We start from the raw sequence: 26,020 nt of genomic DNA, 5'->3' as shown, positions 1-26,020 counted from the left end.
GTTTTTACCGGGTGTGTCCGGCGCTTTATCTCTGTTGTTTTGTGGCTGATATACTCGCGCCCATTTTTGACTGCCTGTGAGATTCAATGGAACGTTTTATCGAGAACGCAATGTACGCCTCGCGCTGGATTTTGGCGCCGATTTACTTCGGCCTATCGCTGGGTTTGTTGGCTTTGGCGTTGAAATTCTTCCAGGAAGTGTTTCACGTTATCCCCAACGTGTTCGCGTTAACTGAATCGGACTTGATCCTGGTCATCCTGTCGCTGATCGATATGGCGCTGGTTGGCGGCTTGCTGGTGATGGTGATGATTTCGGGTTACGAGAACTTCGTTTCGCAGTTGGACATTGGTGGGGACAAAGAGAAGCTTAGCTGGCTGGGCACGATGGACTCTACGTCGTTGAAGATGAAAGTCGCTGCTTCGATTGTGGCCATCTCTTCGATTCACCTGCTGCGGGTGTTTATGGACGCGCGCAACATCGAAACCCAATACCTGATGTGGTACGTGATTATTCACATGACCTTCGTGGTGTCGGCGTTTGCGATGGGCTATCTCGACAAGCTGACCAAGCACTGATGATTGTCGTGACATGCAGCACACGAACCCGGGCTGCGAACGCTTTGGGGGCTGTGGTAGTCTGCTCGCCCTTTTTTGGATCTGAGCGATTGGGGAATAGCGGCTGCAAGGTGGCTGTTTTTTGATCGCCCTACAACGGAGCAGTGTTATGTCCGAAGTAAATCTGTCGACCGACGAAACCCGCGTTAGCTATGGCATTGGCCGTCAACTGGGCGACCAACTGCGCGACAACCCGCCGCCGGGCGTTAGCCTGGATGCGATCCTGGCTGGCCTGACCGACGCTTTCGCAGGTAAGGAAAGCCGTGTTGGTCAAGAAGAGCTGTCTGCCAGCTTCAAAGTGATCCGCGAGATCATGCAAGCTGAAGCGGCTGCCAAAGCAGAAGCTGCAGCAGGCGAAGGCAAGGCTTTCCTGGCTGAAAACGCCAAGAAAGACGGCATCACCACGTTGGCTTCGGGTCTGCAATTTGAAGTTGTGACCGCAGGCGAAGGCGCCAAGCCAACGCGTGAAGATACCGTGCGTGTTCACTACCACGGCACCTTGATTGACGGTTCTGTGTTCGACAGCTCCTACGATCGTGGTCAGCCAGCTGAGTTTCCGGTAGGTGGCGTGATCGCTGGCTGGACCGAAGCCCTGCAACTGATGAACGCTGGCAGCAAATGGCGCATCTACGTGCCGAGCGAATTGGCCTACGGCGCCCAAGGCGTTGGCAGCATCGCTCCGCACAGCGTGTTGGTATTCGACGTTGAGCTGCTAGACGTTCTGTAAGAACACTGCGCTTTAGCTGTAGGAGCGAGCTTGCCTCGCGATCTTTTGATCGTTCAAAAGCTCGCTCCTACAGGGCTGTTTAGCTGCATCGTGCGGTCATATTTCTATTTTGGCGTGATGCTCGTGAGTGTCAGCCGTGCCACTGGGGCGCAATGCCCGGGCATAGCAAAAAAGAAACAGATTACGCACCAACTCCTTGAGCACCACCGGCTCGCTTGAGTTGAGGCCGTTGAAATCCAGGTCGCCCTGATCCTGTAGTTCGTTGAGCGCTTCTTCTTCCAGCACGGCACACACTTCTCCGGTTTCCCGGTGCAGGATTCGCAGATAGGGGTGTGGACGGTCCAGCCAAGCATCAATTAAATAAGTCATGGTCGTCATCTCCTCGATGAATGACAATGAGAATAATTCTTATTCATTTAATAGCAAGTGCCTATTGGCGGATTTCTTTTTTTCTAGGAAAAAACTGCCGTGGGTCAAAGTCGCTGGCTTTTTGATATTGCGGGGGTGTTTAGCGGGGGGAAGTCGCCCCTTCCTGCGTGAAACGCAGGAAGGAAGGCAGCAGAATCAGACCTTGCGCACGAACTCAGATTTGAGCTTCATTGGGCCGATACCGTCGATTTTGCAGTCGATATCGTGGTCGCCATCGCACAGACGGATGTTTTTAACCTTGGTGCCAACTTTGACGACCAGGGAAGTGCCTTTGATTTTCAGGTCTTTGATCACGGTGATGGTGTCGCCGTCGTTCAGGACAGTGCCTGCGGAGTCTTTGTAGACTTTTTCATCGCTGGCTTCTTCAGCGTCGCCGCTGGCGGACCACTCATGGGCGCATTCCGGGCAGATCAGCTGAGCGCCGTCTTCGTAGGTGTACTCGGAATTGCATTTTGGGCAGGGTGGCAACGTGCTCACTAAAGCTCCTTAAGTGTCAGGGTGGCTAAAAGGCACGCATTATATAGGGTTTTAGCGGTAAAGGGGGTGAAGCACAGCGAACTCTGTAGTCGCTGCCGTCAGGCTGCGATGGGTTGTGCAGTGACCCTCACGTGGTGAAGGTCCTGCTACCCTTATCGCAGCCTGCGCCAGCGGCTACAAGGTGTTATGCCATCAGTGCGTACGCGCGACTGCAAACTCGCTCAGTTCAACCAGTGCATCGCGGTATTCGCTTGGCGGCAAGACTTCAAGGCAGGCAATGGCGCGGGCGACGAAATCGCGCGCCAGTTGTGCGGTGTAGTCCAGCGAGCCCGAAGCTTCAACGGCGGCGCGGATGCTTTCGAGGTCCTCGATACCACCTTTTTGAATGGCTGTGCGTACCAAGGCGGCTTGCTCTGGCGTGCCTTCGCGCATGGTGTAGATCAGTGGCAAGGTCGGCTTGCCTTCTGCTAGGTCATCGCCAACGTTTTTGCCCAGCGATTCTGCGTCGCCACGGTAGTCGAGCAGGTCGTCTACCAACTGGAACGCCACGCCCAAGTGGTCGCCAAAGGTGCGCAGCGCTTCGCTTTGCTCAGGCGTTGCGCCGGCCAATGCCGCAGCACTGTGGGTCGAAGCCTCGAACAGCATCGCGGTTTTGCCGCGAATGACTTCCATATAGGTTTCTTCGGTGGTACTGGCGTCCCGTACTTTGGACAGTTGCAACACTTCGCCTTCAGCAATGATGCGCGTGGCTTTCGACAGGATTTTCATCACTGGCATCGAGCCCAGCTCAACCATCATTTCGAAAGAGCGTGAGTACAAGAAGTCGCCGACCAAAACGCTGGGTGCGTTACCCCACGTTGCGTTCGCGGTCTTGCGGCCACGGCGCATGCCGGACATATCGACCACGTCGTCGTGCAGCAGGGTCGCGGTATGCAGAAACTCAATAGTGGCGGCGAGCAGGCGCATGTCATCGCCTTCGCGACCCAAGGCCTTGCCACACAGCAACACTAATAAAGGACGAAGGCGTTTGCCGCCGGCCGAGGTAATGTAGTCGCCGATTTTTGAGACCAGCGGTACACGAGAAGTCAGCTGCTTCTTGATGATGCCGTCGACGGCGCTAAAATCGTCCGCCACCGCGCGGTAGAAAGCTTGGGGTTGCATCAGCGACAGGTGCTCCAGAAGGGTTGCGCGGCATGCTAGGTCGGGGGGCTGGGACTGTCAAGGCGCGATGGGCGGCCACTTGCAACCCGAACGCACCTTGCGTACAATCGCGCACCCTGAACTTCCTGGGCAGCACCTGCCTTACGCAATTGCACTTGGGCCGTTCCAGCCCCATGCAGCCATGCCAGCCAATACCTTTACCTATAAAGCGCTGGGTGAGCAGGATTATCGGAGAAATACCATGTCGTACGCAGTAATCGTTACTGGTGGCAAGCAATACAAAGTAGCACCAGGTGAATACCTGAAGATCGAGAAACTGGAAGTCGCTACTGGCGAATCCGTAACTTTTGATCGCGTTCTGTTGGTCGCCAATGGCGATGACGTAAACATCGGCGCTCCAGTTGTTGCTGGCGCCACTGTTGTTGCTGAAGTGATTTCCCAAGGTCGTCACGACAAAATCCGCATCATCAAGTTCCGTCGTCGTAAGCACCACATGAAGCGTATGGGCCACCGCCAGTGGTACACCGAGATCAAAATCACCGGTATTCAGGCTTAATTTCAGCCTAATTCCTCACTAGGAGAATTGACTCATGGCACACAAAAAAGCTGGTGGTAGTACCCGTAACGGTCGCGACTCAGAAGCCAAACGCCTTGGCGTGAAGATGTATGGCGGCCAGGCTATCATTCCGGGCAACATCATCGTGCGTCAGCGCGGCACCCAATTCCACGCTGGCTACGGCGTTGGTATGGGCAAAGATCACACCCTGTTCGCGAAAGTGGAAGGCGTGATCAAGTTCCAAGTTAAGGGCGCCTTCGGTCGCCGCTACGTAAGCATCGTTCCGAAGACTGAAGTCGTCGCAGCGTAAAAGCTTGGTAGCTGGAAGAGCCCTGTCTTGCGACGGGGCTTTTTCGTTTGTGGGGTGAGTCTCTTGCAAAACTGTTTGTATGGGCTGTTGGCGCTGGATTTAACGGTCGTTGATTGAGGTCGCTGCGCTCATTTTTGCAAGAGTCTTATGTCTTGGTTTTTATCGGCTCGTCCTGATGACGAGAGGCGTGTTTTGTTATGAAGTTTGTAGATGAAGTATCGATCAAAGTAAAAGCAGGCGACGGTGGTAACGGTTGCATGAGTTTCCGTCGTGAGAAGTTCATCGAAAATGGTGGTCCGAACGGTGGTGATGGTGGTGATGGCGGCTCGATCTACATGATCGCCGACGAAAACCTCAATACCCTGGTTGATTACCGCTACACCCGTCACTTTGACGCGCAGCGTGGCTCTAATGGTGGCAGCACTGATTGCACGGGCCGCAAGGGTGAAGACCTGGTTCTGCGGGTGCCGGTCGGTACTACGGTGATTGATGCCGGTACTCAAGAAATCATTGGTGACTTGACCAAAGCTGGCCAGCGTTTACTGGTCGTGCATGGTGGTTGGCACGGTTTGGGTAACACTCGCTTCAAATCCAGTACCAACCGTGCTCCGCGTCAGACTACTCCGGGTAAGCCGGGTGAGCAGCGCGATCTCAAGCTGGAATTGAAAGTGCTGGCTGACGTGGGTTTGCTGGGCTTGCCGAACGCAGGCAAAAGTACCTTTATTCGTGCGGTGTCTGCGGCCAAGCCAAAAGTGGCGGATTACCCGTTCACTACCTTGGTGCCTAACTTGGGTGTGGTCAGTGTCGATCGCTGGAAGAGCTTCGTGATTGCCGATATTCCAGGCTTGATCGAGGGTGCTTCGGATGGCGCAGGCCTGGGGATTCGCTTCCTCAAGCACTTGGCGCGTACTCGCTTGCTCTTGCACCTCGTAGACATGGCGCCTGTAGAGGGCACCGAAAGCGCTGCAGATACCGCTGAAGTCATCGTTAACGAGCTGACCAAATTCAGCCCTGCGTTGGCGGATCGTGATCGTTGGTTGGTGTTGAACAAGTGCGATTCTTTGCCTCAGGAAGAGCACGACGCTCGCGTTAAAGAAGTGGTCGATCGTCTTGAGTGGACCGGTCCTGTGTACGTGATTTCGGCGATTGCCAAAATCGGTACCGACAAGCTGTGCCACGACATCATGCGCTATCTTGAAGATCGTGCTGACCGTCTGGCCAATGATCCCGCTTACAAAGAAGAGTTGGCCGAGCTTGATCAGCGCATCGAAGACGAGGCGCGTGCTCAGTTGCAAGCGCTGGATGATCAGCGTGCCCTGCGTCGCAGCGGCGTGAAGAGCGTCCATGACATCGGTGATGATGATTGGGATGAAGAAGATGTTGAAGACGAAGATGGTCCGGAAATCATTTACGTCCGCGACTGATTCGTTGCAGTAAACTACAGCGCCGCTCAATTGAGCGGCGTTTTGGTATCTGTGAAACTGTAATCAAGAATAATTCCATGGGTGGCGCTCGGTCGCGCTGCTCTCAGGCATAGGTTGGATGATGATGCGGAGCAAGGTGACAGGTGCGCAGCGTTGGGTCGTTAAGATCGGCAGCGCATTGCTGACAGCGGATGGCAAGGGCCTGGATCGCGCAGCAATGGGCGTTTGGGTTGAGCAGATGGTGGCCTTGCATGAGGCGGGCGTCGAGTTGGTGCTGGTCTCTTCGGGTGCGGTTGCAGCCGGGATGAGCCGCTTGGGCTGGTCGGTTCGACCCAGTGCGATGCACGAGCTGCAGGCTGCTGCTGCCATCGGCCAGATGGGCTTGGTGCAGGCTTGGGAGTCGAGCTTTGCCGAGCACTCGCTGCACACGGCGCAAATTCTGCTGACTCATGACGACCTGTCTGACCGTAAGCGTTACCTGAATGCCCGCAGTACATTGCGTACGCTGGTTGAGCTGGGTGTGATCCCGGTCATCAATGAGAACGACACCGTTGTCACCGATGAGATTCGTTTTGGTGACAACGACACGTTGGCGGCGCTGGTCGCTAATCTGGTCGAAGCTGACTTGCTGGTGATCCTGACGGATCGTGACGGCATGTTTGATGCTGATCCGCGTAATAATCCTGATGCCAAGATGATTTACGAAGCGCGTGCCGATGACCCGGCGCTGGATGCAGTCGCGGGCGGTACGGGCGGTGCGCTCGGTCGTGGCGGCATGCAGACCAAGTTGCGTGCGGCGCGCCTGGCGGCACGTTCGGGGGCGCACACGATTATCGTGGGTGGTCGTCTGGAGCGTGTGCTTGATCGCCTAAAAGCGGGTGAGCGTCTGGGGACGTTGCTGTCGCCTGAGCGTGGCATGTTGGCTGCGCGCAAGCAGTGGCTGGCGGGGCACCTGCAGACTCGTGGCACCTTGGTGTTGGATGATGGCGCTGTACTGGCATTGTCTCAGGGGCATAAAAGCTTGCTGCCCGTCGGTGTTAAGGCGGTGCAGGGCGGGTTCCGCCGTGGCGAGATGGTGGTATGTGTGGCACCAGACGGGCGGGAGATTGCCCGTGGTCTGGCCAACTACAGTGCTGCTGAGGCGCAAAAAATTATTGGGCAATCGTCAGAAGCGATTGTCAGTTTGTTGGGTTACATGGCGGAGCCTGAGCTGGTTCATCGCGATAATCTGATTCTGGTTTGAAAGTGAGGTGTTGCATGCGCTTGATGAGCGGTCTGTTAGGTTTGATCTTGGCGGTGCCATTACTGGCCTCTGCCGAGGAAATTGGCACGGTTTCTACCGTGTTCAAATTTGTTGGGCCAAACGACCGCATTGTGGTCGAGGCGTTCGATGATCCTAAGGTTGATGGCGTGACCTGTTACCTGTCGCGGGCTAAGACAGGCGGCATGAAAGGGGGCTTGGGGTTGGCTGAAGACCGTGCGGAGGCCTCTCTGGCGTGCCGTCAGACCGGGCCTATCAGCTTTAAGGGTGACTTGAAGGATGGTGAGGAAGTGTTCAAGGAGCGCACCTCGCTAGTCTTCAAAACCATGCAAGTCGTGCGATTCCTCGACAAAAAGCGCAATACGCTGGTGTACTTGGTGTACAGCGACCGCCTGATCGAAGGTAGTCCGCAGAATGCGGTGACCGCCATTCCGATTCTGCCGTGGCCGCAGCGCTGATAGAGGCTGTAGATGATCTGTGGGAGCGGGCTTGCTCGCGATGGTCGTTAACGATGGCGCATATTTACCGAGTAAATGAGGCGTTCTGAAGACTATCGCGAGCAAGCCCGCTCCCACCTTTGAGTTGTGTTCTCAAGCTGACAGCATTGTGCTCCTACAAGGTTTTACTAAATCGCAGGCAATAAAAAACCGACCCTGAGGTCGGTTTTTTAAAAGCTTATCGCTTAAGCAGCAGTCGCAAGGTTCAACGCCTTGACGTGGCCATTCAGGCGGCTCTTATGGCGAGCGGCTTTGTTCTTGTGGATGATGCCTTTATCGGCCATACGGTCGATAACAGGGACAGCCAGAACATAAGCAGCTTGCGCTTTAGCAGCGTCTTTTGCGTCGATGGCTTTAACTACATTCTTGATGTAGGTACGAACCATGGAACGCAGGCTGGCGTTGTGGCTGCGACGCTTCTCAGCCTGTTTTGCACGTTTTTTGGCGGAAGGTGTGTTGGCCACCGTCGAGCTCCTCGAAAGACTTTTGGGAATTAACAAACAAAATAGGCCGCGAATCATGCCGATGACGACAACTCTTGTCAAGGGCGATTGATACGATCCGCTGAGTGGTTGATCGAGGGAGACGGGAGATTTATTTCCGGCGCTTGACCTGTAAACTCGCGAGCTTGGCTCTGTGCTGTTGCGGCGCGCAGTATCGCATAAGTGGGCGCTTTGTTCGCCTGCTCTTTCTCTAAAGGCAAAAACTCTTTCAATGAATTTGCTCAAATCGTTGGCTGCCGTCAGCTCTATCACCATGATTTCAAGGGTTCTGGGCTTTGTCCGAGACACCATAATTGCGCGCACGTTTGGCGCTGGAATGGCCACGGATGCGTTCTTTATTGCCTTTAAATTACCTAATCTGCTGCGCCGGATTTTCGCCGAGGGAGCCTTTTCCCAAGCGTTTGTACCGATTTTGGCCGAATACAAAAGCCAGCAAGGTGAAGAGGCGACGCGCACGTTTGTGGCTTATGTTGCCGGGCTGCTGACCTTGGTGCTGGCAATCGTGACGATTTTGGGGATGCTTGCTGCCCCTTGGGTTATTTGGGCCACAGCGCCGGGGTTTGCCACCACGCCGGAGAAGTTTCAGCTCACCTCCGACATGCTGCGGGTGACCTTTCCTTATATATTGCTGATCTCCTTGTCATCGCTGGCGGGGGCCATCCTCAATACCTGGAACCGCTTCTCGGTACCTGCGTTTGTGCCGACGCTACTCAACGTCAGCATGATTATTTTTGCTTTGTTCCTGACGCCCTACTTTGACCCGCCTGTCATGGCGTTGGGGTGGGCGGTGCTGGCGGGTGGTTTGGCCCAATTGCTGTTTCAGCTGCCACACCTGAAAAAAATTGGGATGCTGGTGTTGCCGCGTCTCAATCTGCGTGACACCGGCGTATGGCGGGTGATGAAGCAGATGCTGCCGGCTATTCTGGGGGTCTCGGTCAGTCAGATTTCCCTGATCATCAACACTATTTTTGCTTCTTTTCTGGTCGCCGGATCCGTGTCGTGGATGTACTACGCAGACCGTTTGATGGAGTTGCCATCGGGCGTGCTGGGCGTGGCGCTGGGCACAATTTTGCTGCCGACGCTGTCCAAAACCTACGCCAGTAAAGACCGCCAAGAGTACTCCAGGATCCTCGATTGGGGCCTGCGTCTGTGCTTTGTACTGGTACTGCCGTGTGCGCTGGCCTTGGCGATTCTGGCTGAACCGCTGACTGTGTCGCTGTTTCAGTACGGTGAGTTCAGCGCGCTGGATGCGGCCATGACCCAGCGCGCGCTGGTAGCGTACTCGGTGGGGTTGCTCGGGCTTATTCTGATCAAAGTGCTGGCCCCCGGCTTCTATGCACAGCAAAACATCCGCACTCCCGTAAAAATTGCAGTCTTCACCTTGGTGGTCACGCAACTGCTCAACCTAGTCTTCATTGTGCCGTTGCAACACGCAGGCCTTGCTTTGGCCATTAGTGTCGGCGCGTGTATCAATGCCGGTCTGTTGTTTTGGCAGTTGCGCAAGCAAAAGTTGTATATCGCCCAGCCGGGCTGGACCAAGTACCTGTTTAAGCTGGTACTGGCGGTCGCAGTGATGTCGGCGGTATTGATTGGGTTGATGCACCTGATGCCCGCGTGGGATCAGGGCCATATGCTTGAGCGCTTCATGCGTCTTGGTGGTTTGGTTGTCGCTGGGGTGCTGGCTTATTTCGGCATGTTATTGCTGTTGGGCTTGCGTTTGAAAGATTTCGCCCGCAAGTCTCTGATGTAAGGAAAATTGCGGTCTATCGTCGATTTTGTCGATTTGACCTGATTTGCCTTGCGCTGTTGCCTGTCGTCACGGGCTGGGTGTGGTTATAATCGGCCACTTTATGAGCAAGAAGCGCGTTATGCAGCTGGTTCGAGGCCTTCACAATCTGCGGCCCCAACATCGGGGCTGTGTCGCCACTATTGGCAACTTTGACGGTGTGCACCGTGGTCACCAGGCAATTCTGGAGCGACTGCGTGAACGTGCGCTGGAGTTGGGCGTGCCCAGCTGCGTGGTGATTTTTGAGCCGCAGCCGCGCGAATTTTTTGCCCCCGAGACTGCCCCGGCGCGTTTGGCTCGCCTGCGCGACAAGCTGCAGCTGTTGGCTGACGCAGGGGTTGATCGGGTGCTGTGCCTGGCGTTCAATCAACGCCTGTGCAAGCTCAGCGCTGCTGAATTTGTCGACACGATTCTGGTCGACGGTCTCGGTGTGCAGCACTTGGAAGTGGGTGACGATTTCCGTTTTGGTTGCGATCGGGTGGGTGACTTTGACTTCCTGCAACAAGCGGGCGTCATGCAGAACTTTACCGTCGAAGCCGCGCAAACCGTTGAACTTGATGGCGTGCGAATCAGCAGCACCAAGGTACGCGATGCCCTGGCTAGCGCTGACTTCTCCTTGGCAGAACGTTTGCTGGGGCGTCCGTTTAAAATTGCGGGCAGGGTGTTGCACGGCCAGAAACTGGCGCGCCAATTAGGCACGCCAACGGCCAATATCCAGCTAAAGCGACGTCGTGTTCCACTGACCGGGGTGTATCTGGTCAGCGTTGAGATCGACGGAAAAACCTGGCCCGGTGTCGCTAATATTGGCGTCCGGCCGACCGTAGCAGGGGATGGCAGCGCCCATCTTGAAGTACATCTATTGGATTTCGCTGGCGATTTGTATGGCCAGCGTTTGACTGTGGCATTCCACCACAAGCTGCGTGATGAGCAGCGTTTTGCCTCCTTGGAGGCGCTCAAGACGGCGATCAATGCGGACGTCGCCGCCGCCCGAGCCTTTTGGCTGGGTCAACCGCTTAAAAAGAGCCTGAAATGACCGACTACAAAGCCACGCTAAACCTTCCGGACACAGCCTTCCCAATGAAGGCCGGCCTGCCACAGCGCGAACCGCAAATTTTGCAGCGCTGGGACAGCATTGGCCTGTACGGGAAGTTGCGCGAGATTGGCAAGGATCGTCCGAAGTTCGTACTTCACGACGGTCCTCCGTACGCCAACGGCACGATTCACATCGGTCATGCGCTCAACAAAATTCTGAAAGACATGATCGTGCGTTCGAAAACCCTGTCGGGTTTCGATGCGCCGTACGTGCCGGGCTGGGACTGCCACGGCCTGCCGATTGAGCACAAGGTTGAAGTGACCCACGGTAAAAACCTGCCTGCGGATAAAACCCGCGAGCTGTGTCGTGCGTACGCGACCGAGCAGATCGAAGGCCAGAAGTCCGAGTTCATCCGTCTGGGTGTACTGGGCGACTTTGCCAACCCCTACAAAACCATGGACTTCAAAAACGAAGCCGGTGAAATCCGCGCCTTGGCCGAAATCGTCAAAGGCGGTTTCGTGTTTAAAGGCCTGAAGCCTGTGAACTGGTGCTTTGACTGCGGCTCGGCCTTGGCTGAAGCAGAAGTTGAATACCAGGACAAAAAGTCTGCGGCCATCGACGTTGCCTTCCCGGTTGCTGATGAAGCCAAGCTGGCCGAAGCTTTTGGTTTGGCAGCGCTGAGCAAACCGGCGTCGATTGTGATCTGGACCACTACTCCGTGGACCATCCCGGCTAACCAAGCGCTTAACGTGCACCCGGAATTCACCTACGCGCTGGTCGACGTGGGCGACAAACTGTTGGTGTTGGCTGAAGAGCTGGTCGAATCCAGTCTGGCCCGTTACAACCTGCAAGGTTCAGTGATCGCGACCACCACCGGTTCGGCACTGGAACTGATCAACTTCCGTCACCCGTTCTACGACCGTCTGTCGCCCGTTTATCTGGCTGACTACGTTGAACTGGGCGCGGGCACCGGCGTGGTTCACTCCGCACCGGCTTACGGCGTAGACGACTTCGTGACCTGCAAAGCCTATGGCATGGTCAACGACGACATCATCAACCCGGTTCAAAGCAACGGCGTGTATGTGCCGTCGCTGGAATTCTTCGGTGGCCAGTTCATCTGGAAGGCCAACCAAAACATCATCGACAAGCTGATCGAAGTCGGCGCGCTGATGTTCACCGAAACTATCAGCCACAGCTACATGCACTGCTGGCGCCATAAAACGCCGCTGATCTACCGCGCAACCGCGCAGTGGTTTATCGGTATGGACAAAGAGCCGACGACTGGCGATACCCTGCGTACTCGCGCACTTCAGGCCATCGAGGACACTCAGTTCGTTCCGGCCTGGGGCCAAGCGCGCCTGCACTCGATGATCGCTAATCGTCCTGACTGGTGCATCTCGCGTCAGCGCAACTGGGGCGTGCCAATTCCGTTCTTCCTGCACAAGGAAAGCGGCGAATTGCACCCACGTACCGTCGAAATGATGGAAGAAGTGGCCAAGCGCGTTGAAGTCGAAGGCATCGAAGCCTGGTTCAAAATGGACGCGGCCGAGTTGCTGGGCGACGAAGCGCCGCTGTACGACAAAATCAGCGACACCCTGGACGTGTGGTTCGACTCCGGCACTACGCATTGGCACGTGCTGCGCGGTTCGCACCCTATGGGTCACGAGACCGGCCCGCGTGCCGATCTGTACCTAGAGGGTTCTGACCAACACCGTGGCTGGTTCCACTCTTCGTTGCTGACGGGTTGTGCCATCGACAACCACGCGCCGTACCGCGAACTGCTGACTCACGGTTTCACTGTGGACGAAGCCGGTCGCAAAATGTCCAAATCGCTGGGCAACGTGATTGCGCCGCAAAAAGTCAACGACACCCTGGGCGCTGACATCATGCGTCTGTGGGTGGCTTCGACCGACTACTCGGGCGAAATCGCGGTGTCTGACCAGATCCTGCAGCGCAGTGCGGACGCCTACCGGCGTATCCGTAACACCGCGCGCTTCCTGCTTTCCAACCTGACCGGCTTCAACCCGGCCACTGACCTGCTGCCTGCGGATGAAATGTTGGCACTGGACCGTTGGGCTGTAGACCGCGCGTTGCTGCTGCAGCGCGAGTTGGAACTGCATTACGGCGAATACCGCTTCTGGAACGTGTACTCCAAAGTGCACAACTTCTGCGTGCAGGAGCTGGGTGGTTTCTACCTCGACATCATCAAGGACCGTCAGTACACCACTGGCGCCGACAGCAAGGCCCGTCGCTCGTGCCAGACCGCGCTGTTCCATATCTCCGAAGCGCTGGTGCGCTGGATCGCTCCGATCCTGGCTTTCACCGCCGACGAACTTTGGCAATACCTGCCGGGCGAGCGTAACGAATCGGTCATGCTCAACACCTGGTACGAAGGCCTGAGCGAGTTGCCGGAAGGCACCGAACTAGACCGCGCCTACTGGGAGCGGATCATGGCGGTCAAGGTTGCGGTTAACAAAGAGATGGAAAACTTGCGCGCGGCCAAAGCCATTGGCGGCAACTTGCAGGCTGAAGTCACCTTGTTCGCCGATGATGACCTGGCAACCGACCTGTCCAAGCTGAGCAATGAACTGCGCTTTGTACTGATCACCTCTACGGCCAGCGTCGCGCCATTCGCGCAAGCGCCAGCTGATGCCGTGGCCACCGAAGTAGCGGGTCTTAAACTCAAAGTGGTCAAATCGGTGCACGCCAAGTGCGCGCGCTGCTGGCATTGCCGTGAAGACGTCGGCGTGAACCCGGAGCATCCGGAAATCTGCGGCCGTTGTGTCGACAACATCAGCGGCGCTGGCGAGGTACGTCACTATGCCTAACACCAGCACTGCCGGGCGCTTCGGGCGCCTGGGCTGGCTCTGGTTGACTGTGCTGGTTCTGGTCATTGACCTGACCAGCAAGGTCTATTTCGACAACACCTTGCAGATGTACCAGCAGATCGTGATCATCCCCGATCTGTTCAGTTGGACGCTGGCTTACAACACGGGTGCAGCCTTCAGCTTCTTGGCTGACAGTGCTGGCTGGCAGCGTTGGCTTTTCGCCGTGATCGCGATAGTGGTCAGTACGGTGCTGGTTGTCTGGCTCAAGCGTCTTGGACGTAATGACACGTGGTTGGCAATTGCGTTGGCGCTGATTTTGGGCGGCGCATTGGGCAACCTGTATGACCGCATTGTTTACGGCCATGTCGTCGATTTCATTCTGGTGCATTGGCAAAATCGCTGGTATTTCCCTGCTTTCAACTTCGCCGACAGCGCGATTTGTGTAGGCGCCGTGATGCTGGCACTGGATATGTTTAAAAGTAAAAAGTCTGGAGAACCGGCTCATGACTGAGCAACGTATTGGCCAGAACACGGAAGTCACTCTGCATTTCGCTTTGCGCTTGGAAAATGGGGACACCGTCGACAGCACGTTCGACAAATCCCCGGCTACCTTCAAGGTGGGTGATGGCAGCCTGCTGCCAGGTTTTGAAGCTGCTTTGTTCGGCTTCAAGGCGGGCGACAAACGCACGCTGGAGATCCTTCCAGAAAACGCGTTCGGCCAGCCTAACCCGCAAAACGTGCAGATCATTCCTCGTTCGCAGTTCAAAGACATGGACCTGTCCGAAGGCTTACTGGTGATCTTCAATGACGCGGCCAACACCGAGCTGCCGGGTGTGGTCAAAGCGTTTGACGATGAACAAGTGACCATCGATTTCAACCACCCGTTGTCAGGTAAAACCCTGACCTTCGACGTGGAAATCAAAGACGTTAAAGCGCTGTAATTCAGTGCCCGGCGCGTGCCGGGCCTGATTGGCATTATTTTCTGCGCGACCCACGAGGCCTAGCATGCACATCAAACTCGCCAACCCCCGTGGCTTTTGCGCTGGGGTGGACCGAGCGATTGAAATCGTCAATCGCGCTCTGGAAGTGTTCGGTCCGCCTATCTATGTTCGCCACGAAGTGGTGCACAACAAATTTGTCGTCGAAGACCTGCGCTCCCGTGGCGCGATCTTTGTCGAAGAGCTTGATCAAGTGCCGGATGACGTCATCGTGATCTTCAGTGCTCACGGCGTTTCCCAGGCCGTACGTACAGAAGCTTCTGGGCGCGGGCTCAAAGTATTCGATGCCACTTGCCCACTGGTAACCAAGGTGCACATCGAAGTCGCGCGCTACAGCCGTGACGGTCGTGAGTGCATCTTGATCGGCCACGCTGGTCACCCGGAAGTGGAAGGCACCATGGGCCAGTACGACGCCAGTAATGGCGGGGCCATTTACCTGGTCGAAGACGAAAAAGATGTCGCTAATCTGCACGTTATCAACCCGGAGAAATTGGCGTTTGTGACCCAGACCACCTTGTCGATGGACGACACCAGTCGTGTGATCGACGCTTTGCGCTCGCGCTTCCCAGCTATTGGTGGCCCGCGCAAAGACGACATTTGCTACGCCACGCAAAACCGCCAGGACGCGGTCAAACAACTGGCCGACGAGTGCGATGTTGTGTTGGTCGTGGGCAGCCCGAACAGCTCCAACTCCAACCGTTTACGTGAACTGGCCGAGCGCATGGCAACGCCTGCTTACTTAATTGATGGTGCCGAAGACCTGCAAAAAAGCTGGTTTGACGGTGTAGAGCGCATTGGTATTACGGCAGGGGCCTCGGCGCCTGAAGTGCTGGTGCGTGGTGTAATTCAGCAGTTGCATGCTTGGGGCGCAACCGGTGCAGACGAACTGGCTGGCCGCGAAGAGAACATCACGTTCTCGATGCCTAAAGAGCTGCGCGTTCGCTCCCTGATCTAAGCCAGACCGCACAGCGCCTGCGCAGCCTGATCGCTACGCAGGCTAATGCGGCCACTCTTGGCGAGCACCACTTGGTAGTGGCTCAGCGTGGTTTCGGCTTGGCAAATATGCAGTGTCCCCGCCTGAAATGCCCCAGCGTTTAACAACGGCTCGCCCAGCGGGTTGAACCGAACGTAATGTTTGACCGGCGTATTACCGGCAATCGGTATATGCGTGTTGCCTTGCCTTTCGGCTAGCACTGGGTTGCTCTGATCGAGATGGCCCTTGCCACTCACGTCCAGAATAATCCGCCACCCTTTACCCCAGTCCTCTCCCAATGCATGCACCACCACATACTGATGCCGTATCAGCGCCTCGGTGCGCGCGGTGCGCAGGCTGTTGGTCAATTGCTCTGCCGTTACCTGGCGCCGTTGCTGCTCAATAAGAGCGCTGTAAGCGGGGCCTGCAAATTGAGCGGTGATCGCAACAATCGCTAGCGTAAATAGCAATTGGATAAGGCTCATGCCTTCTTGATACACGGCGTTCTCCCTTGACGTATTCATGCGCAATCCTTGCGCTTCAATAGGTATAGCGCATCAATTGGGTGGCCATCCACAGCAACCGTTTCATCATGTTTAGGCTGTAATGCGGCGTTTTAGCGGACTCAATCAAGTGACAAATCCATCATTTTCGCCAGCCTGTTCCTACAGGTGTGACGTGTTGGGAGCGCTAGGCTTTTGGCATGGCGACACAGGACGTGTCGGTAAATGAATGCTGGGGAGTGGCGCGCATGATTCGATCTGATAAAAGCCTGCAAAGTGGAATGACCTTGATCGAGGTGCTGGTCGCGATGGTCATTCTGGCGAGTGGCGTGTTAGGCGCCGCAGCGGTCCAACTGAATGCACTCAAACACACTGACAGTGCATTGATGACCACTCAGGCCAGCTTTATTGCCTATGCCATGCTGGACCGTATTCGCGCCAATGCCGCCGCCGATTACAGCTTTTCCGGCAGTGGCGGTAGTGGCCTTAACAGTGCACTGGGCCAGGACCTGAGTGATTTCAAGCGCAACATTCGCCAGTTCGGAGGCGAAAGTGCCAGTGGCAGCATCGCTATCAGTGGTCATCAGGTTGCCATCACCTTGGAATGGGACGACTCGCGCGCCAGCAAAGAGGCGGGCTTTCTTCAAACCTTCACTTTGACTAGCCAGCTCTCGGCTGACGCTATACAAAGGGCGTCATGAGGCGCTTGGATGCGGGGTTTGGCCTTACAGAGTTAATGCTCGCGTTGGCGTTAGGGTTGTTATTGGTGCTGGGTGCTACTCAGGTTTTCTTGAGCGCGCGGCAGACTTACGTGGCGCAGTCTTCTGCTGCGGTTGCGCAAGAAGACGCGCGTTTTGTATTGAGCAAAATCGCCCAAGAAATTCGAATGATTGGCATGTTCGGTTGCATCGCGACCGACAGCATTATCAATGTGCCCTCGGTATTTCAAACGCCCATCTCCTGGCAAGGGGCGGCTGGCTCAAGGTCGTGGAGGTTTATCAGTGCGGATGTCGGGCTACCGGGGGCGAAGCCCGACTGGACCGTTGTATCTGACTGCAAACGTACTGCGCAGGTATACGCGGGGCAGTATTTGCCTTTGGCGCCTGGCGAGACAGGTTTTGCACTGCGCCACATCATTTACTGGTTCGAGAACGGACAGTTAAAAGTCGGGCCTGGCAAAACGGTGCTTCTGGACAACGTAGCGGCGTTTGATATGAGCTTCGGTATGGCCAATTCAGCAACGGGGCAGTCAGTCCAACGTTACGAAGACAGTCCTGTCAGTTTGGCCAATATTCGTAGCGTGAAAATTGCCCTGACGTTGCAAGACCCTAAAGCGCGAATCAAAGACCAGTCCTATCACTTGGCTGTCGCGCTGCGCAATCGGCTGGAGTAGGTGGCTGATGAATCCTTTTTCGCGCAAACAATCCGGCATGGCGCTGCTGGTTTGTCTGACTTTTCTGCTGTTGCTCAGCTTGATCGGACTGTCTTCTCTGCAAAGCGCCGCTCAACAACAAAAAATGACCGGCAGCGTCTGGCAAGCCAATCAGTCACTACAAGCGAGTGAAACAGCGCTGCGACTGGGCGAGTCTCAGGTCAAGATCGAATGGCCGGGGCTGCATGCCTGCAACACTGTAGCCCGGTGCATGCCGCCGTTATCTGCCCGCAGTCAAACTTCGCCAGGGGTTGACCCGGTCTCGGGAGTGCTCTGGCTTGCTACTCCAGACGGGTTGTACGGCATTCAGAGTCTGGGTGTAGGTATAACGCCCGCGCACTTGCCGGGTATTGCGTCTGCCCATTTATACCGAATCACCGCTGTTGGTCTGCGTGGACCATCGCGCACCGTGCTGGAGAGCGTCTATGCGCGCTATCAGCCACTGAGCAGCGAAACGGGAGAGCCCACACGACAGCAGTTTCGAAGAGTCTTGTGGCGGCAAATACAGTAAGGACGGCTGAATGTATCGATATGGAGCAGGGTTCACGTTGATGGAGCTCATGATCGTGGTTTCGATCATCGGTATTCTTGGCGCATTCGTGTATCCGGTGTATAGCGACTCGATGAAGCGCAGCCATCGCGCCCAAATCACCGTGTTGTTGTCGGAGCAATCCCAAAGTCTAGAGCGTTTTTATACGAAAAAAGGTTTATACAGTGGGGCGGAAAATATCAGCCCGGGTAATCAGCATTACCTGATTACCCATGCGCTCGCCGATCAGGCCTTTTTGTTAACGGCCACACGTAAAGAAGACTCGACAATGGCCGGCGACGCTTGTGGTAACTACACGTTGAGCCACACAGGCCTGGCAGCCAATACAGACGCCGCTCCGGACCTGACAGTGCAGCAGTGTTGGGGGCGCTAACGATTAATGTTCATTTTTGAGCTGAGTTGATAGATGGCTAAGCAACAACGAGTGGTGATTGTAGGCGGTGGTGTTATTGGTTTGCTGACCGCATTTAACCTCGCGGCTGAGGTTGAGCACGTGGTGCTGCTGGATCGCCGTGGGGTTGGGCAGGAGTCCTCATGGGCGGGCGGCGGGATTGTTTCGCCACTCTACCCTTGGCGTTACAGCCCAGCAGTCACCGCGCTGGCCCATTGGTCGCAGGATTTTTATCCACAGTTGGCTGAGCAACTGTTCGCCACTACCGATGTTGACCCAGAGGTGCATACCACCGGTTTGTACTGGCTAGACCTTGAAGACAAAGAGCAGGCGCTGGCGTGGGCTCTGCGCGAAGGTCGACCACTGAGTTCTGTTGAGATTTCGGCAGTTGAGCGTGCTGTGCCGGTATTGGGCGGCGGCTATTCGCAGGCCATCTATATGGCTGATGTAGCCAACGTGCGTAATCCGCGCCTTGTGAAATCGTTGAAAGCAGCGCTGCAAGCCATGCCGAATGTGACGATCCATGAGCAATGCGAAGTTCAGGGGTTTATCCGCGAGAGTAATAAAATTGCCGGTGTGAATACTGCACAAGGCGAGATTCGCGGTGATCATGTGGTGTTGTCGGCTGGCGCCTGGAGTGGTGAGTTGCTGGGCGGTCTAGGAATTGAACTGCCGGTGGAGCCTGTTAAAGGGCAGATGATTTTGTACAAGTGCGCGTCTGACTTCTTGTCCAGCATGGTTTTGGCAAAAGGCCGCTACGCAATACCGCGACGCGACGGGCATATCTTGATTGGCAGCACGCTTGAGCACGAAGGCTTCGACAAAACTCCAACAGATATAGCCTTGGAGAGTCTTAAGGCCTCGGCGATAGAACTGATCCCGGCACTGGCAGATGCCGAAGTGGTGGGGCATTGGGCGGGTTTGCGGCCGGGCTCCCCGGAAGGTATTCCGTACATTGGGCGGGTTTCAGGCTTTGACGGGTTGTGGCTCAACTGCGGGCATTACCGTAACGGGCTGGTGCTGGCTCCGGCGTCTTGCCAATTACTTGCTGACTTACTGCTGGGGCGAGAACCGATCATTGACCCAACGCCTTATGCCCCCGCCGGGCGGATTTAATTGCTGGCCATCAACACTGGCAGAGAGGTGCATGGAGTCCCGACGCCTGTTGGAGCAAGCACGCTCCAACAGGGGGGTGTTCGCTTAAAAAGGCTGTCGAGCCTGTACCTGGCAAGAGGGACCTTAAGCTCGAGGCTTTGGCCCTTGTTCCAAATGCTCTTGAGTGCAAAACCATTCCTGCTGTCTGCTGAGCGCACGATCACGCGGCAAGTGCACGCCACAGTTGGCGCAACGCACCATTGGCTGCGCGCCAGGATCAACTGGTTTTTTGGTTGCCTGAATGCTTGCTTTGTATTTGCGCCAAAACCACACCCCCGCAGCAATCAGTGCAGCCCAGATCAGTAAACGAAACATGGTTATCCGCTATTCAAGAAAAGATGAGCCAGTTTAGCCAAGGACTTGCCGGGCGCACAGCAACAAATCACAGACAAAAAAAGAGCTCCGAAGAGCTCTTTTTTACTGGGCTGAACAATCAGTCGAACAGGCCCAGGGTCATGTAGCTGAACCAGGAGCGGCTTTTGCCTTCTGCTTCAGGTGCTTCGATGATGTTGCCATCAGCATCTTTAGGCTTCAGCTCTGCTGGAATTGCATCCTTGGCATCCTGGTACTGCTTTTGGATGTCCATGTTGGCGCGGGTTTCACCCGGTGGCAGCGGTGTGCTGGATTCGATCAGGCCCAGGGTGGCCTTGCTCAACCACGAGCGGTTGTCCGCATTGGAAACCTGTGGCACGAACTGACCGTCAACTAGGCTTGGGTGGTTCGGGTAGTTGTCCTTGAGCACTTCAAGGCTGGTGGCAGCCAGTTGGTCGAGGTGCATGCGCTGGTAAGACTCAACCATCACCGCCAGGCCGTCGCCGACCGAAGGGGTTTCCTGGAAGTTTTCGACCACATAACGACCACGGTTGGCCGCGGCTACGTAAGCCTGACGCGTCAGGTAGTAATCGGCTACGTGGATTTCATACGATGCCAGCAGGTTACGCAGGTAAATCATGCGCTGCTTGGCATCAGGTGCGTAACGGCTATTAGGGAAGCGGCTGGTGAGCTGGGCGAACTCGTTGTACGAGTCGCGTGCAGCACCAGGGTCACGCTTGGTCATGTCCAGCGGCAGGAAACGCGCCAGCAGGCCAACATCCTGGTCAAACGAGGTCAGGCCCTTGAGGTAGTAGGCGTAGTCGACGTTTGGATGCTGTGGGTGCAGACGAATAAAACGCTCGGCCGCGGACTTGGCAGCTTCTGGTTCGGAGTTCTTGTAGTAGGCGTAGATCAGTTCGAGCTGAGCCTGATCGGCATAGCGACCGAACGGATAGCGCGACTCTAGAGCCTTCAGTTTGGCGGTAGCACTGGTATAGCTGTGGTTATCCAGGTCGGCCTGCGCCTGCTGGTACAGCTCGACTTCGCTCAAGTTTTCGTCAACGACTTCTTTTGTCGACGAGCAAGCGGCGGTCAATGCGAGGATGGCGATCAGCAGCAGGTGTCTCACTTGCATGGCGGCTTGCGTCCCTATGACGGCCGCTGTCTTGGGCGGGTCCGTCCTGTTATGATGAGCGCCCCGTGAAAAGCCTCGGGGCAAAAGACGCCGTATTTAACCACAAGCGCGCAGCCGAAACCAAAGGCTTGGCGCGGTCCTGATGAGCATGTCCGAGAAAATTCAACTTCGCGAAGAGGTGCCGTCCGAACTGGGTGGCCAACGCCTCGATCAAGTCGCTGCACAATTATTCGCTGAGCACTCGCGCTCGCGCCTTTCCGCCTGGATCAAAGACGGCCGCCTAACAGTGGACGGAGCCGTCATCCGCCCCCGTGACATCGTGCACGGTGGTGCCATCCTGGAGCTAACTGCAGAGCAGGAAGCCCAGGGTGAATGGGTCGCCCAAGACATTCCCCTGGATATCGTCTATGAAGACGATGAGATCCTGGTGATCAACAAGCCCGCAGGCTTGGTGGTTCACCCGGCTGCCGGGCATGCTGACGGTACTTTGCTCAATGCCCTGCTGCACCACGTGCCGGACATCGTCAATGTGCCGCGTGCGGGGATCGTGCACCGCCTCGACAAAGACACCACGGGCCTGATGGTAGTCGCCAAGACCATCCAGGCGCAGACACAACTGGTTACTCAGTTGCAGAGCCGCAGTGTCAGCCGTATCTATGAATGCATTGTTATCGGTGTCGTTACCGCCGGGGGCAAAATCAACGCGCCCATCGGCCGTCACGGCCAGCAACGCCAACGCATGGCGGTCATGGAAGGCGGTAAGCAGGCGGTGAGTCATTACCGTGTGCTTGAGCGTTTCCGTTCCCACACCCACGTGCGGGTCAAGCTGGAAACCGGGCGTACTCACCAAATTCGTGTGCATATGTCGCACATTAACTTCCCGTTGGTCGGAGACCCTGCCTACGGCGGTCGCTTCCGTATCCCGCCGGCAGCCAGTGTGACCATGGTCGAATCCCTTAAAAACTTCCCGCGTCAGGCTCTGCATGCGCGCTTCCTTGAATTGGATCATCCGACGACCGGTAAGCGCATGAGCTGGGAATCGCCACTTCCGGACGATTTTGTCTGGTTGCTGACGTTACTTAAGCAAGACCGTGAGGCTTTCATCGGATGAACACCTTCCTGATTCCTGACTGGCCAGCGCCGGCAGGCGTCAGGGCCTGTGTGACCACCCGTGCGGGCGGCGTCAGTAAGGCGCCGTTCGACAGCTTCAATCTGGGCGACCATGTGGCCGACGACCCCGTCGCCGTTGCACATAACCGCCAACGCTTGACCCATATTTTTGACGTGCAGCCCGCTTGGCTTAGCCAGGTTCACGGGGTTGTGGTCGCACCTGCTAATCCTCAACACATCGCCGAGGCTGACGCGAGCTGGACGGCAACGCCCGGTATTGCCTGTACGGTGATGACCGCCGACTGTTTGCCAGCGCTGTTTTGCGATCGCGCGGGCACCCGTGTCGCGGCCGCCCATGCCGGTTGGCGTGGGCTCGCGGCTGGCGTGCTTGAAGCGGCCGCGCAAAGCCTCAATGTAGAGCCTCAAGACCTACTGGTCTGGCTTGGCCCGGCCATTGGCCCCGCTGCTTTTGAAGTGGGGGGCGAGGTGCGGGACGTCTTCATTGAAGACCTACCCGAAGCCGCTGCGGCGTTTGTACCCAGTGTTAATGAGGGCCGCTACATGGCCGACATCTATGAGCTGGCGCGCCTACGTCTGGCCCGTTTTGGCATCACTGCTGTTTATGGCGGTGGTTTTTGCACGGTCACCGACCCACGGTTCTTCTCCTACCGGCGCAGTCCTTGTACTGGCCGTTTTGCATCACTGATCTGGATCGAAACGTCAGTCAGTTGACTTGCATCATTTTCTACACGCTTGAAACTGTCGAAGTCGCCCGCATCTACTAAGGTATCTGGCAGGTTTCTTCATTCAGGAGTTTCCATCCCTCCGGCCTGCTCATAAGGAAGGTGACGAATGCGTATAGATAGATTAACCAGCAAGTTGCAATTGGCGTTGTCCGATGCTCAGTCATTGGCCGTTGGCCTTGACCATCCGGCTATTGAGCCTGCGCACTTGATGCAGGCATTGCTGGAACAGCAGGGCGGTTCGATCAAGCCTCTGCTGATGCAAGTCGGTTTTGATGTAAACAGCCTGCGTAAAGAGCTGACCAAAGAGCTGGACCAACTGCCTAAAATTCAGAATCCGACCGGCGACGTGAATATGTCGCAGGATTTGGCGCGTCTGTTGAACCAAGCGGATCGCCTGGCGCAGCAAAAAGGCGACCAGTACATCACCAGCGAAGTAGTACTGCTGGCCGCGATGGACGACAACAGCAAACTGGGCAAATTGTTGCTGGGGCAGGGCGTGAGCAAAAAAGCCCTGGAAAATGCCATCAATAACTTGCGCGGTGGCGAAGCTGTCAACGACCCGAACGTCGAAGAGTCGCGTCAGGCGCTGGATAAATACACCATCGACCTGACCAAACGCGCCGAAGAAGGCAAGCTCGATCCGGTGATTGGCCGTGACGATGAGATTCGTCGCACCATTCAGGTCTTGCAACGCCGGACCAAAAACAACCCGGTACTGATCGGTGAGCCTGGCGTCGGTAAAACCGCGATTGCTGAAGGTTTGGCGCAGCGGATCATCAATGGCGAAGTGCCTGATGGCCTTAAAGGCAAACGCCTGCTGTCGCTGGACATCGGTGCACTGATTGCTGGTGCCAAGTTCCGTGGCGAGTTCGAAGAGCGTCTGAAAGCAGTGCTCAACGAGCTGTCGAAACAGGAAGGGCAAGTCATCCTGTTTATCGACGAACTGCACGTCATGGTCGGTGCCGGTAAAGGCGAGGGCGCCATGGATGCAGGCAACATGCTCAAGCCAGCGCTGGCCCGGGGCGAGCTGCATTGCGTCGGTGCGACCACGCTCAACGAGTACCGCCAATATATAGAGAAGGACGCAGCGCTTGAGCGCCGCTTCCAGAAAGTACTGGTCGATGAGCCGAGCGAAGAAGACACCATCGCGATTCTGCGGGGTTTGAAAGAGCGCTATGAAGTGCACCACAAAGTGGCGATCACCGACGGTGCGATCATTGCGGCGGTCAAACTCAGCCATCGCTACATCACTGATCGGCAGTTGCCTGACAAGGCGATCGACCTGATGGACGAAGCGGCCAGCCGCATCCGCATGGAGATCGACTCCAAGCCCGAAGTGCTGGACCGTCTTGAGCGCCGGCTGATTCAACTGAAGGTTGAAGCGCAGGCGCTGAAGAAAGAAGAAGATGAGGCGGCAAAAAAACGTCTCGAGAAATTGCAGGAAGAAATCGAGCGCCATGAGCGCGAGTATTCCGACCTGGAAGAAATCTGGACTTCGGAAAAAGCTGAAGTACAGGGTTCTGCCCAGATCCAGCAAAAGATCGAGCAGGCTCGCCAAGAGCTTGAAGTGGCACGCCGCAGCGGCAACCTCAACCGCATGGCCGAGTTGCAGTACGGGGTTATTCCCGATCTGGAGCGCAGCCTGCAAATGGTTGACGAGCACAGCAATAAAACCGAGAACCAGTTGTTGCGCAGTAAAGTGACCGAAGAGGAAATCGCTGAAGTCGTTTCGAAGTGGACCGGTATCCCGGTGTCGAAAATGCTCGAAGGCGAGCGCGACAAGCTAATGAAGATGGAAAGCTTGCTGCATGACCGCGTTATTGGTCAGGACGAGGCCGTGGTGGCCGTGTCTAATGCCGTTCGCCGTTCGCGTGCAGGTTTGAGTGACCCGAATCGCCCAAGTGGCTCGTTCATGTTCCTGGGCCCAACCGGTGTCGGTAAAACCGAGTTGTGCAAGGCGCTGGCCGAGTTCCTCTTTGATACTGAAGAGGCGATGGTGCGGATCGATATGTCCGAGTTCATGGAGAAACATTCCGTGGCTCGACTGATTGGTGCGCCACCAGGCTATGTGGGCTACGAAGAAGGCGGTTATTTAACCGAAGCAGTACGGCGCAAGCCTTATTCGGTGATTCTGCTGGACGAAGTCGAAAAGGCTCATCCAGATGTGTTCAACGTGTTGCTGCAAGTGCTTGAAGACGGTCGTCTGACTGACAGCCATGGCCGTACGGTGGATTTCCGCAACACAGTGATTGTGATGACCTCCAACCTGGGTTCTGCACAGATTCAGGAATTGGTCGGTGATCGTGAAGCACAACGTGCTGCGGTCATGGATGCGGTGAGTACGCACTTCCGTCCGGAGTTTGTGAACCGGATCGATGAAGTCGTGATCTTCGAGCCTCTGGCCCGTGATCAGATTGCTGGTATTGCCGAGATTCAGTTGGGCCGTCTGCGCAGCCGTTTGGCTGAACGTGACTTGAGCCTTGAATTGAGTCAGGAGGCGTTGGACAAGTTGATCGCAGTGGGTTACGACCCAGTCTATGGCGCACGTCCACTCAAACGTGCGATCCAGCGCTGGATCGAAAACCCTCTGGCACAACTGATTCTGTCGGGTCAGTTCTTGCCAGGCACAGCGGTTGTAGCCACTGTGAAAGACGACGAAATCGTCTTCGCATAAGGCTCAACTACCGTGTTTTAAGGAAGGCCTCGCTTTGCGAGGCCTTTTTTTATTTAGGGTGTTGATCTATAAGGAAAACGCTTGTAAGATGCGCCCCGCAGTAAGTCACCCGGAACGGTAACTTGGCCCAAACCAAGAAGCCCGTTAGAAGAGCTAAATCATTGTCTTCTAACGAAAAATAAGGGTTGACAAGGGTTTTAAAGGTTGTAAAATGGCCCGCCTCAGAGACGCCAACGCAGCGATGCGATGAAGTCAAAGAGGATTGCAAAGATGTAAGGCAACATTGTTTCAGATTGAAATATGTAGTTCCGCGATAGCTCAGTTGGTAGAGCAAATGACTGTTAATCATTGGGTCCCTGGTTCGAGTCCAGGTCGTGGAGCCATTTTCAAGCCGGGGTATAGCGCAGTCCGGTAGCGCGCCTGCTTTGGGAGCAG

The 26,020-nt window shown here is 55.9% G+C and carries 28 protein-coding genes and 1 tRNA gene; 22 read left to right on the top strand and 7 right to left on the bottom strand.

The features are described 5' to 3' along the window. Window positions 1–86 precede the first annotated feature (86 nt). Together B347_RS0122175 and B347_RS0122170 are read left to right on the top strand one after the other, a co-directional pair. Window positions 87–575, top strand: coding sequence for a TIGR00645 family protein (locus tag B347_RS0122175; protein WP_019411888.1), 489 nt, complete (start codon window positions 87–89; stop codon window positions 573–575). A 148-nt stretch (window positions 576–723) separates the two neighbouring features. Further along, on the top strand, window positions 724–1,341 hold the full coding sequence (locus tag B347_RS0122170; protein WP_019411887.1) for an FKBP-type peptidyl-prolyl cis-trans isomerase: 618 nt from the start codon (window positions 724–726) through the stop codon (window positions 1,339–1,341). Window positions 1,342–1,437: 96 nt separating this feature from the next. Here B347_RS0122170 and B347_RS0122165 read toward each other — a convergent pair whose 3' ends face one another. The 3 genes from B347_RS0122165 to B347_RS0122155 all read right to left on the bottom strand — a co-directional run bounded on the left by B347_RS0122165 (window position 1,438) and on the right by B347_RS0122155 (window position 3,408). Beyond that, window positions 1,438–1,710 carry a hypothetical protein gene (locus B347_RS0122165; RefSeq protein WP_019411886.1) on the bottom strand — a complete coding sequence of 91 codons (273 nt, stop codon included), beginning with the start codon at window positions 1,708–1,710 and terminating at the stop codon, window positions 1,438–1,440. Between the two features lie 195 nt (window positions 1,711–1,905). Further along, window positions 1,906–2,247, bottom strand: a complete 342-nt coding sequence (locus tag B347_RS0122160; RefSeq protein WP_019411885.1) for a zinc ribbon domain-containing protein YjdM — start codon at window positions 2,245–2,247, stop codon at window positions 1,906–1,908. 192 nt (window positions 2,248–2,439) lie between these two features. Further along, window positions 2,440–3,408, bottom strand: coding sequence for a polyprenyl synthetase family protein (locus B347_RS0122155; protein ID WP_019411884.1), 969 nt, complete (start codon window positions 3,406–3,408; stop codon window positions 2,440–2,442). Between the two features lie 241 nt (window positions 3,409–3,649). On the opposite strand from B347_RS0122155, the gene rplU reads away from it, so the two are divergent. The 5 genes from rplU to B347_RS0122130 all read left to right on the top strand — a co-directional run bounded on the left by rplU (window position 3,650) and on the right by B347_RS0122130 (window position 7,417). Beyond that, on the top strand, window positions 3,650–3,964 hold the full coding sequence (gene rplU, locus B347_RS0122150; protein ID WP_026014348.1) for a 50S ribosomal protein L21: 315 nt from the start codon (window positions 3,650–3,652) through the stop codon (window positions 3,962–3,964). Between the two features lie 34 nt (window positions 3,965–3,998). Continuing rightward, the gene (gene rpmA, locus B347_RS0122145; protein ID WP_019411882.1) at window positions 3,999–4,274 is read left to right on the top strand and encodes a 50S ribosomal protein L27; all 276 of its coding nucleotides are present in this window, start codon (window positions 3,999–4,001) and stop codon (window positions 4,272–4,274) included. Window positions 4,275–4,471: 197 nt separating this feature from the next. Next, window positions 4,472–5,698: an Obg family GTPase CgtA gene (gene cgtA / locus B347_RS0122140; protein ID WP_019411881.1), complete on the top strand. Its 1,227-nt coding sequence runs from the start codon at window positions 4,472–4,474 to the stop codon at window positions 5,696–5,698. A gap of 124 nt (window positions 5,699–5,822) precedes the next feature. Beyond that, the gene (proB, locus tag B347_RS0122135) at window positions 5,823–6,941 is read left to right on the top strand and encodes a glutamate 5-kinase (protein WP_026014347.1); all 1,119 of its coding nucleotides are present in this window, start codon (window positions 5,823–5,825) and stop codon (window positions 6,939–6,941) included. 14 nt (window positions 6,942–6,955) lie between these two features. Beyond that, window positions 6,956–7,417, top strand: coding sequence for a CreA family protein (locus tag B347_RS0122130; protein ID WP_019411879.1), 462 nt, complete (start codon window positions 6,956–6,958; stop codon window positions 7,415–7,417). Between the two features lie 224 nt (window positions 7,418–7,641). Here B347_RS0122130 and rpsT read toward each other — a convergent pair whose 3' ends face one another. After that, the gene (rpsT, locus tag B347_RS0122125; RefSeq protein ID WP_003443902.1) at window positions 7,642–7,920 is read right to left on the bottom strand and encodes a 30S ribosomal protein S20; all 279 of its coding nucleotides are present in this window, start codon (window positions 7,918–7,920) and stop codon (window positions 7,642–7,644) included. 250 nt (window positions 7,921–8,170) lie between these two features. Between rpsT and murJ the strand changes: the two genes are divergently transcribed. The 6 genes from murJ (at window position 8,171) to ispH (ending at window position 15,559) form a co-directional block, all read left to right on the top strand. Further along, entirely contained in the window at window positions 8,171–9,709 is a 1,539-nt protein-coding gene (murJ, locus tag B347_RS0122120) for a murein biosynthesis integral membrane protein MurJ (RefSeq protein ID WP_019411878.1), read from the top strand. 118 nt (window positions 9,710–9,827) lie between these two features. Next, window positions 9,828–10,778: a bifunctional riboflavin kinase/FAD synthetase gene (ribF, locus tag B347_RS0122115; RefSeq protein WP_019411877.1), complete on the top strand. Its 951-nt coding sequence runs from the start codon at window positions 9,828–9,830 to the stop codon at window positions 10,776–10,778. Beyond that, the gene (ileS, locus tag B347_RS0122110; protein WP_019411876.1) at window positions 10,775–13,606 is read left to right on the top strand and encodes an isoleucine--tRNA ligase; all 2,832 of its coding nucleotides are present in this window, start codon (window positions 10,775–10,777) and stop codon (window positions 13,604–13,606) included. Before ribF ends, ileS begins: the two co-directional genes overlap by 4 nt. Next, entirely contained in the window at window positions 13,599–14,117 is a 519-nt protein-coding gene (gene lspA / locus B347_RS0122105) for a signal peptidase II (RefSeq protein ID WP_019411875.1), read from the top strand. Before ileS ends, lspA begins: the two co-directional genes overlap by 8 nt. Beyond that, window positions 14,110–14,547: an FKBP-type peptidyl-prolyl cis-trans isomerase gene (gene fkpB / locus B347_RS0122100; protein WP_019411874.1), complete on the top strand. Its 438-nt coding sequence runs from the start codon at window positions 14,110–14,112 to the stop codon at window positions 14,545–14,547. The genes lspA and fkpB overlap by 8 nt, the downstream gene beginning before the upstream one ends. Window positions 14,548–14,611: 64 nt before the next feature. Continuing rightward, a complete protein-coding gene (ispH, locus tag B347_RS0122095) occupies window positions 14,612–15,559 on the top strand; it encodes a 4-hydroxy-3-methylbut-2-enyl diphosphate reductase (RefSeq protein WP_019411873.1) in 948 nt (315 codons plus the stop codon). Here the strand turns inward: ispH and B347_RS0122090 are convergent. Continuing rightward, window positions 15,556–16,101, bottom strand: coding sequence for a GspH/FimT family pseudopilin (locus B347_RS0122090; RefSeq protein WP_050997519.1), 546 nt, complete (start codon window positions 16,099–16,101; stop codon window positions 15,556–15,558). The genes ispH and B347_RS0122090 overlap by 4 nt on opposite strands. A 227-nt stretch (window positions 16,102–16,328) precedes the next feature. On the opposite strand from B347_RS0122090, the gene pilV reads away from it, so the two are divergent. The 5 genes from pilV to thiO are packed head-to-tail and all read left to right on the top strand — an operon-like array spanning window position 16,329 to window position 19,569. Further along, entirely contained in the window at window positions 16,329–16,781 is a 453-nt protein-coding gene (pilV, locus tag B347_RS0122085) for a type IV pilus modification protein PilV (protein WP_026014345.1), read from the top strand. Next, window positions 16,778–17,473, top strand: coding sequence for a PilW family protein (locus B347_RS0122080; RefSeq protein ID WP_026014344.1), 696 nt, complete (start codon window positions 16,778–16,780; stop codon window positions 17,471–17,473). Before pilV ends, B347_RS0122080 begins: the two co-directional genes overlap by 4 nt. A 7-nt stretch (window positions 17,474–17,480) precedes the next feature. Then, window positions 17,481–18,023 (top strand): pilus assembly PilX family protein, encoded by a 543-nt coding sequence (locus B347_RS0122075; protein ID WP_019411869.1) that lies wholly within the window; start codon window positions 17,481–17,483, stop codon window positions 18,021–18,023. 10 nt (window positions 18,024–18,033) lie between these two features. After that, entirely contained in the window at window positions 18,034–18,435 is a 402-nt protein-coding gene (locus B347_RS0122070) for a type IV pilin protein (protein ID WP_026014343.1), read from the top strand. A 33-nt stretch (window positions 18,436–18,468) separates the two neighbouring features. Beyond that, a complete protein-coding gene (thiO, locus tag B347_RS0122065) occupies window positions 18,469–19,569 on the top strand; it encodes a glycine oxidase ThiO (RefSeq protein ID WP_019411867.1) in 1,101 nt (366 codons plus the stop codon). A 123-nt stretch (window positions 19,570–19,692) separates the two neighbouring features. Here the strand turns inward: thiO and B347_RS0122060 are convergent, their stop codons facing one another. After that, window positions 19,693–19,923 carry a PP0621 family protein gene (locus B347_RS0122060; protein ID WP_019411866.1) on the bottom strand — a complete coding sequence of 77 codons (231 nt, stop codon included), beginning with the start codon at window positions 19,921–19,923 and terminating at the stop codon, window positions 19,693–19,695. 118 nt (window positions 19,924–20,041) lie between these two features. Beyond that, complete coding sequence (locus B347_RS0122055) at window positions 20,042–21,055, bottom strand: outer membrane protein assembly factor BamD (RefSeq protein ID WP_019411865.1); 1,014 nt, start codon at window positions 21,053–21,055, stop codon at window positions 20,042–20,044. 148 nt (window positions 21,056–21,203) lie between these two features. Here B347_RS0122055 and rluD point away from each other — a divergent pair, with 148 nt between their 5' ends. The 4 genes from rluD (at window position 21,204) to B347_RS0122035 (ending at window position 25,968) form a co-directional block, all read left to right on the top strand. Next, window positions 21,204–22,166 carry a 23S rRNA pseudouridine(1911/1915/1917) synthase RluD gene (gene rluD, locus B347_RS0122050; protein WP_026014342.1) on the top strand — a complete coding sequence of 321 codons (963 nt, stop codon included), beginning with the start codon at window positions 21,204–21,206 and terminating at the stop codon, window positions 22,164–22,166. Then, entirely contained in the window at window positions 22,163–22,897 is a 735-nt protein-coding gene (gene pgeF / locus B347_RS0122045; RefSeq protein WP_019411863.1) for a peptidoglycan editing factor PgeF, read from the top strand. Before rluD ends, pgeF begins: the two co-directional genes overlap by 4 nt. A gap of 120 nt (window positions 22,898–23,017) precedes the next feature. After that, on the top strand, window positions 23,018–25,585 hold the full coding sequence (gene clpB, locus B347_RS0122040) for an ATP-dependent chaperone ClpB (RefSeq protein ID WP_019411862.1): 2,568 nt from the start codon (window positions 23,018–23,020) through the stop codon (window positions 25,583–25,585). A gap of 307 nt (window positions 25,586–25,892) precedes the next feature. Then, window positions 25,893–25,968 (top strand) — tRNA-Asn (locus B347_RS0122035). The last annotated feature ends 52 nt before the right edge of the window (window positions 25,969–26,020 follow it).

It is taken from the genome of Pseudomonas psychrophila HA-4, assembly GCF_000282975.1.
In the GTDB taxonomy this organism is placed as follows: domain Bacteria; phylum Pseudomonadota; class Gammaproteobacteria; order Pseudomonadales; family Pseudomonadaceae; genus Aquipseudomonas; species Aquipseudomonas psychrophila_A.
The sequence above is the reverse complement of the archived record's forward strand: the minus strand, read 5'-3'. Positions and strand labels throughout refer to the sequence as shown.